Below are 6,240 nucleotides of genomic sequence, written 5' to 3' on the forward strand. Positions count from 1 at the left end.
TGATATAATAAAACTGTTTTGTGCAGAAAAAATAAGTCAGAGGTGTGTTGAATGGCCGATGAACCCATTTTCGAAAGGGCGCCGGGAGAAAAATACGAGGATAACAGGAGCCGTCTGAATGTTTTCTTCGGGGTGTTTACCAGAAAGTTCTGGAAGCTGATCACCCTCAATTTCATGTTTATTCTCTTCAATCTCCCCGCAATCATCATATCCTACTTCCTGTGCACCTTTCTGGTGATGCTGTTCATGCCGGAAGCCGGCAATTCAGCGGAGGAATTCAGCCTGCTGGTGCTGTACAGCGGCTTTCCGACCGTCATGTTCTTCATGGCGGTTCCCCTGATAACCGTGGGACCGGCTCAGGCAGGCCTGACCTATCTGCTGCGCTGCTATTCCTATGAGATGCCCACTTTCGACTGGTCGGATTTCAAGGATAAGATGAAGGAGAATCTGAAACAGGGCATCTTTGCCAGCCTGATCAACCTTTTCATCCTGCTCTTCCTGATCATGGACTTATATCTCTATCCGCAGGTATCGGGCGGCAATGCGCTGTTTTCGGTCGCCAACGGCCTGATGATCATGGTGTTCATCCTGTTTCTCATGGCATCCCTGTACATCTATCCCATGATGGTCACCTACAGGCTGAGGCTCCGGGATATATACAAGAACGCCGTTTTGTTCGCCCTGGCCCGTTTCGTTCCCAACCTGGCGGTGCTTATCCTGTGCTTCCTGCTGGTGATCGGGCCCTCCCTGGTTTTCTCCGCCACATCCAGCAGCATTGTTCTGGCGCTGATCTATGTCTATTATCTTGCCCTTGGATTCACCCTGCCGGGACTTGTCATCAACTTCATGATCAATCCTGCCATGGACAAATACCTGAACAAACCGAAGCAGGGCGGCTGATTGAATGCCTGCCTGCATTGCGGAACTCTGACGGGCTGATGCTGCAGACAAACAAAGGGGCCTGTTCCTCGTTTGAGGCGGCCCCTTTTCAGTGTTGTTTACGGCGCTCAGAAATTGAAGATATCCTGCATCCTGTAAAGACCGGGCTCTTTTCCGTACAGGAAGACGGCCGACTTGAGAGCCCCTTCCGCCAGCAGGTTCTTGGACAGGGCGGTATGCTTGATCTCGATGATCTCATCGTTACCGGCAAAGATGACCGAATGTTCACCCACGATGGTACCGCCGCGAATGGCATGCAGACCTATCTCATCCCTTGTGCGTTTCTGATTGCTGGAATGCCTGTCATAAACATATTTCAGATGGTTCGGCGCAATGGCCGCATTGATGGCGTCCGCAATGGCGAGGGCTGTGCCGCTCGGGGCGTCGACCTTCTGATTATGGTGCTTTTCGATAATTTCGATATCGAAAGAGCCATAGAGGATTTGTGCGGCCTTTTTGACCAACTGGATCAGCAGGTTGATGCCCAGCGACATGTTGGCCGACAGCAGAACAGGTATTTCCTTCGAAGCTTTCTCGATCATCGCCTTGTGTTCGTCGGTAAGTCCCGTGGTGGCTATGACGATGGGCGTCTTCCTTTCCAGCGCGAGGCCCAGTATGGTGTTCAGGGCGCTGGGGTGGGAAAAATCGACGATCAGGTCGAATTTCTCTTTGATATTGGCTGCGTTGGTGTAAACCGGGTATGGCGCGTTCTCGTTGGGACGGATGTCCAATCCGGCTACGATGGTGAGATCTTCACGAAACCTGGCGCACTGGGTGATGTGCTGGCCCATTTTGCCGTTGCAGCCATTGAGCAGTATATTAATCATTTTATCAACCTCCGGCAGATATCAGATAAAATAACAGGCAAACCGCTATATCAGACCGTACTCCTTCATGGCCTTCTTCAGCGTCTCCATGCCCTGCGGGCTGATGTCCACCAGGGGCAGGCGGCAGCGTCCCACGTTCATGCCCATCAGGTTCATGGCCGCTTTTACCGGGATGGGGTTGGTCTCGCAGAACAATGCCTTGACCAGCGGTTCCATCCTGATCTGCATCTTCCTGGCGGTCTCCAGGTCGCCATCCATAAAGGCCTTTACCATCCTGTGCATATCGGCCGGAATGATGTTGGCGGCAACCGAAATCACACCCTTGCCGCCCATGGCCAGCAGGGGAACTACATTGCCGTCCTCGCCCGAGTACTGAATGAGTTCGTCACCGCAAAGATAGGCTGTTTCTGCCACCTGCAGCAGATTGCATTCCTTTACGGCCACAATATTGGGGATCTCGGAAAGGCGCTTTAAGGTGGACGGATTGATATTGAGGTTGGTCCTTGACGGGACGTTGTAGAGGACGACGGGGATGTTCACGCTTTCGGCGATGGCCTTGAAATGCTGGTACAAACCTTCCTGGGTGGTTTTGTTGTAGTAGGGTGTAACGGTGAGTATGGAATCGGCGCCAATGCTTTCACAGTATTGGCTCAGCTTGATGGCGTGGCGCGTATCGTTGCTGCCGGCGCCCATCATGATATGTACCCGGTTCTTGATGCGTTCAGCCGCAAAACGCAAAACCTCCATATGTTCCTCGTCCGGCATGGTGGAAGCCTCGCCGGTGGTGCCGCAAATCAAAATGGCGTCGGTGCCTTCCTTGATCTGCCACTCAATCAGTTCCTCAAGTTTGCCATAATCAACCCCATTCTCAGTGAAAGGTGTAACAAGCGCAACACAGGAACCAACGAATAACGGCTTCTTCATAACACGCACTCCTTTCTTCCGCAAGATAGGTCTCCAGACTAAAAAAGCTGTCGTTAAGTTAACGGCAGCATATACCTTTGCATAAAGCAAGTATATAAAGATCTACCGATAGCTCTCCACTGTATATACCAGCGACAGTCGCATGGCTCTTAACCATACAACCAGGCAGCAGACCGGACGGAATCATGCCCCTTCGGCATTTTCTCCTTTCGTCCGGGGTCATCGGGCCCGCCGCCCTTGCCCGGATTACTCTTAGAAAATGCGCCTCTATCTATAGATTATATTCAGTTTTATCGTTTCATTCCATACCCCGCGCAGGTTTTGACAAATGTCCAACCCATACGCACGCAAGAATGCTATGTAGGTTATCGTAAATCATATCATGATTTGGGTCCGTTGTCAAAGAACATTTTATTATGGTATAGTTTAATGGGATAATAGGCTGGAAACCGGAGGTAATGAAGTGGCTCCAAAAAAGGTACAAAAGAGAACAAAAAGCAGCAGAGGAAAAACGGCAGCGAAAAAGCAGACCCCAACGGGCAACAGCCGACTGAAGGAAGAAGTGAGCGGGCTTCTGATCGCTGTCACAGGCATAATCATGATGCTCAGCATTTATTTTAACGGTGCCGCCGGACCTTTCGGAGAAATCCTTGGCAGGTTGACGGGCGGCCTTTTCGGCCTCATGGGCTATATCCTTCCTGCCATGACGTTCATCTACGGCATTGTCACCATATTCAAACCCAGGACCGCCTCAAGAGCCAGGAAATTCACGCTGGCGCTGATACTGGTATCGCTGGTTGCGGCCCTTTTGCAGGCGGGACTTCACGAGATTATCTATTACCAGAATATGAATGTGGGCCAGTATATCAGCACCTTCTATTATGAAGGTATCCGTGCCATCGGGAAGGGTGTGGATGGTTTCGTGGCTTCGGGAGGCGTGATTGGCGGTATCATCGGCGTCCCGCTGCTTTTCGTGTTCAAGAAGCTGGGAACCATGATCATCCTCATCACCCTTTCCATTATCTCAGCCATGCTCCTGACAAGGCTGTCCCTGACCGATGCGGCCAGGGGCGTTTACCGGGGAACCACGGAGGCCATCAACGGCGTAGTGGAGGCTGTCCGGAAAAAGAGGACCGACCGGGCTGTGGAAAAAAGCCTGCGGGAGGAATATAACGATGAAACCGCGGACGCCCCGATGTTGACACCGCTCCGGGAGGGAAGGCGTGCCAAGATTGTGGATTTCCCGCTCCATGAAGTCAGGCGGGATGAGCCGGAGGAGTCTTTGGCGGCCGTAACCCCGGAGCAGGCCGACTGGAACCTGACAATGAGCGAGGAACCCGTCATGGCGCCCATGCCTGTGGAGCTGCCGCCGGAAAAGCCTGCAGCCGCCCCAAAACAGAATTCCCGAAGAAAAGCGGTTCCGCAGGAAGATGTGGCAAATACGGTTTCCGAAGACTTGCAGGCTGCTGCACAGGCAATGGCGCACACGGATGAACCAGCCATGGATATGCCGTCCACCGAGCCCAAAGGCCAATATGTCTTTCCGCCGCTGGAACTGCTGAACCGCTCAAAAGAAAGCGAGAAGAGCATGAAACAGATCCGGGCCAGCGCAGCGGAAAACGCCAGAAAGCTGGAAACCACGCTGGAGAGTTTTGGTATAGGGGCCAAGGTGATCAACGTATCGGTGGGTCCGGCCTTTACGCGCTACGAAGTGCAGCCGGCCCCCGGCATCAAGGTCAGCCGTATCGTCAACCTGACCGATGATATCGCCCTCAACCTGGCGGCTTCCGGCGTCCGTATAGAGGCGCCCATACCCGGGAAAGCCGCCATCGGTGTCGAGATTCCCAACAGGGAAGTAGCCCCCATCAGCCTTCGCAGCGTCCTGGAATCACCCGAGTTCATGAACCATCAGTCCAGGCTGGCTGTGGCGCTGGGTAAGGATATCACGGGAGAGAATACGGTGGTGGATCTTGCCAAAATGCCCCATATCCTGATAGCGGGCGCCACCGGTTCGGGTAAGAGCGTATGCATCAACTCCATCATCATCAGCCTGTTGTATAAGGCAACCCCGGAAGAAGTCCGTCTGCTCATGATCGATCCCAAGGTGGTCGAACTGGGCGTTTACAACGGGATACCTCATTTACTCATCCCTGTGGTGACCGATCCCAACAAGGCGGCGGGCGCCCTGCGATGGGCGGTTTCCGAGATGACCACCCGCTACAAGATGTTTGCCGAACGCGGTGTCCGGGATCTTTTGGGCTATAACGCATCTGTCGAGGAAACCGGGGAAGGCCAGAAACTTCCGCAGATCGTCATCATCATCGACGAGCTGGCCGACCTGATGATGGTGGCTCCTCATGACGTGGAGGATTCCATATGCAGGTTGGCCCAGATGGCACGGGCAGCCGGCATGCACCTGGTAATAGCCACCCAGCGTCCCTCGGTCAACGTCATCACGGGCGTCATCAAGGCCAATATCCCTTCCCGCATCGCCTTTGCGGTTTCCTCCCAGGTGGATTCCAGGACCATCCTGGATATGGCCGGCGCGGAAAAGCTGCTGGGCAAGGGCGACATGCTCTACTACCCGGTGGGCGTCCCGAAGCCCATCCGTGTGAAGGGCGCCTTTGTATCGGATAAAGAGGTGGAAATGGTCGTCGATTTTGTCAAGAACCAGATGCGGGCGCTCTATGACGAGGAGATCCTGGAAAATATCAACGAAGATTCCGCCGGCGATGAGGATGAAACTCCGGACGAATGCGATGAAATCCTGCCCCAGGCCATTGAAGCGGTCATCGAGTGCGGACAGGCTTCTGTTTCCTTCATCCAGCGAAAGTTCAAGGTGGGATATGCCCGGGCCGGCAGGATCATCGACCAGATGGCCGAGCGGAACATCATCAGCGGCTACGAGGGGAGCAAGCCCAGAAGGGTCCTGATTTCCCGGGAGCGCTGGGAAGAGATGAAAATGAATAACCAAATGTTCAACCAAACGGGGGAAAAGGCATGAACCTTTATGCGAATATACCCGGAGACTACAACGTGATGCTGGCCTTTACGGACATTTTGATCCTGCTCATGACCGCCTATATGGGCATAAGGTTTGTCAGGCGCATGACCGTCATGACCGCTGCCGTTCTCATGCTTCAGCTTTGCATGCTGACTGCCGGGATCCTTGCCTTCATCAACAGGACCATCCTGGTGCCTTTTTTTGAAATCGGTCTGATCCTGCTGGGCGTGATTCTTCCGGCAGTCTTTGTGCTGTATGATTATCTTGGCATGAAGCGCAGGATCAGGGACAGCGGGGTGGATTCCCCCCTGATCCAGAAGCTGGACAGGGATGAAAGTCCTGGAAAGTACGGGGATTTCGTATCAGAGGCCATCGACTGGGGCGAAGAGGCTTCCGAGGGAATGGTTTCGGCCTTCCTTTCCATCAAGGACAAGCCGCTTAAAAACCAGTTTATAATGCCCCCCATTGTCAAGACAATTTTTCAGCTTTTCTAAGTTAGATTCTCCTTTCTTTAAATTTCCATATTTTACATTTATTTACTATGTC

At 53.2% G+C, this 6,240-nt stretch carries 5 protein-coding genes and 1 riboswitch; of the genes, 3 read left to right on the forward strand and 2 right to left on the reverse strand.

Annotated elements, in window-relative coordinates; translation table 11 throughout:
- Positions 1 to 51 precede the first annotated feature (51 nt).
- On the forward strand, positions 52 to 900 hold the full coding sequence (locus F3H12_RS08465; protein WP_149678913.1) for a YesL family protein: 849 nt from the start codon (positions 52 to 54) through the stop codon (positions 898 to 900).
- A 107-nt stretch (positions 901 to 1,007) separates the two neighbouring features.
- Here the strand turns inward: F3H12_RS08465 and dapB are convergent, their stop codons facing one another.
- Both dapB and dapA read right to left on the reverse strand, forming a co-directional pair.
- A complete protein-coding gene (dapB, locus tag F3H12_RS08470) occupies positions 1,008 to 1,766 on the reverse strand; it encodes a 4-hydroxy-tetrahydrodipicolinate reductase (RefSeq protein ID WP_149678914.1) in 759 nt (252 codons plus the stop codon).
- A gap of 45 nt (positions 1,767 to 1,811) precedes the next feature.
- The gene (gene dapA, locus F3H12_RS08475) at positions 1,812 to 2,690 is read right to left on the reverse strand and encodes a 4-hydroxy-tetrahydrodipicolinate synthase (protein ID WP_149678915.1); all 879 of its coding nucleotides are present in this window, start codon (positions 2,688 to 2,690) and stop codon (positions 1,812 to 1,814) included.
- Positions 2,691 to 2,791: 101 nt separating this feature from the next.
- Positions 2,792 to 2,968, reverse strand: a riboswitch (Lysine riboswitch).
- Between the two features lie 185 nt (positions 2,969 to 3,153).
- Between dapA and F3H12_RS08480 the strand changes: the two genes are divergently transcribed.
- The gene (locus tag F3H12_RS08480; protein ID WP_422822206.1) at positions 3,154 to 5,694 is read left to right on the forward strand and encodes a DNA translocase FtsK; all 2,541 of its coding nucleotides are present in this window, start codon (positions 3,154 to 3,156) and stop codon (positions 5,692 to 5,694) included.
- Entirely contained in the window at positions 5,691 to 6,188 is a 498-nt protein-coding gene (locus F3H12_RS08485) for a hypothetical protein (protein WP_149678916.1), read from the forward strand. The genes F3H12_RS08480 and F3H12_RS08485 overlap by 4 nt, the downstream gene beginning before the upstream one ends.
- The last annotated feature ends 52 nt before the right edge of the window (positions 6,189 to 6,240 follow it).

Origin of the sequence: Thermoclostridium caenicola, from assembly GCF_900142095.1 — a bacterium.
Classification (GTDB): Bacteria; Bacillota; Clostridia; order DSM-8532; family DSM-8532; genus Thermoclostridium_A; species Thermoclostridium_A caenicola.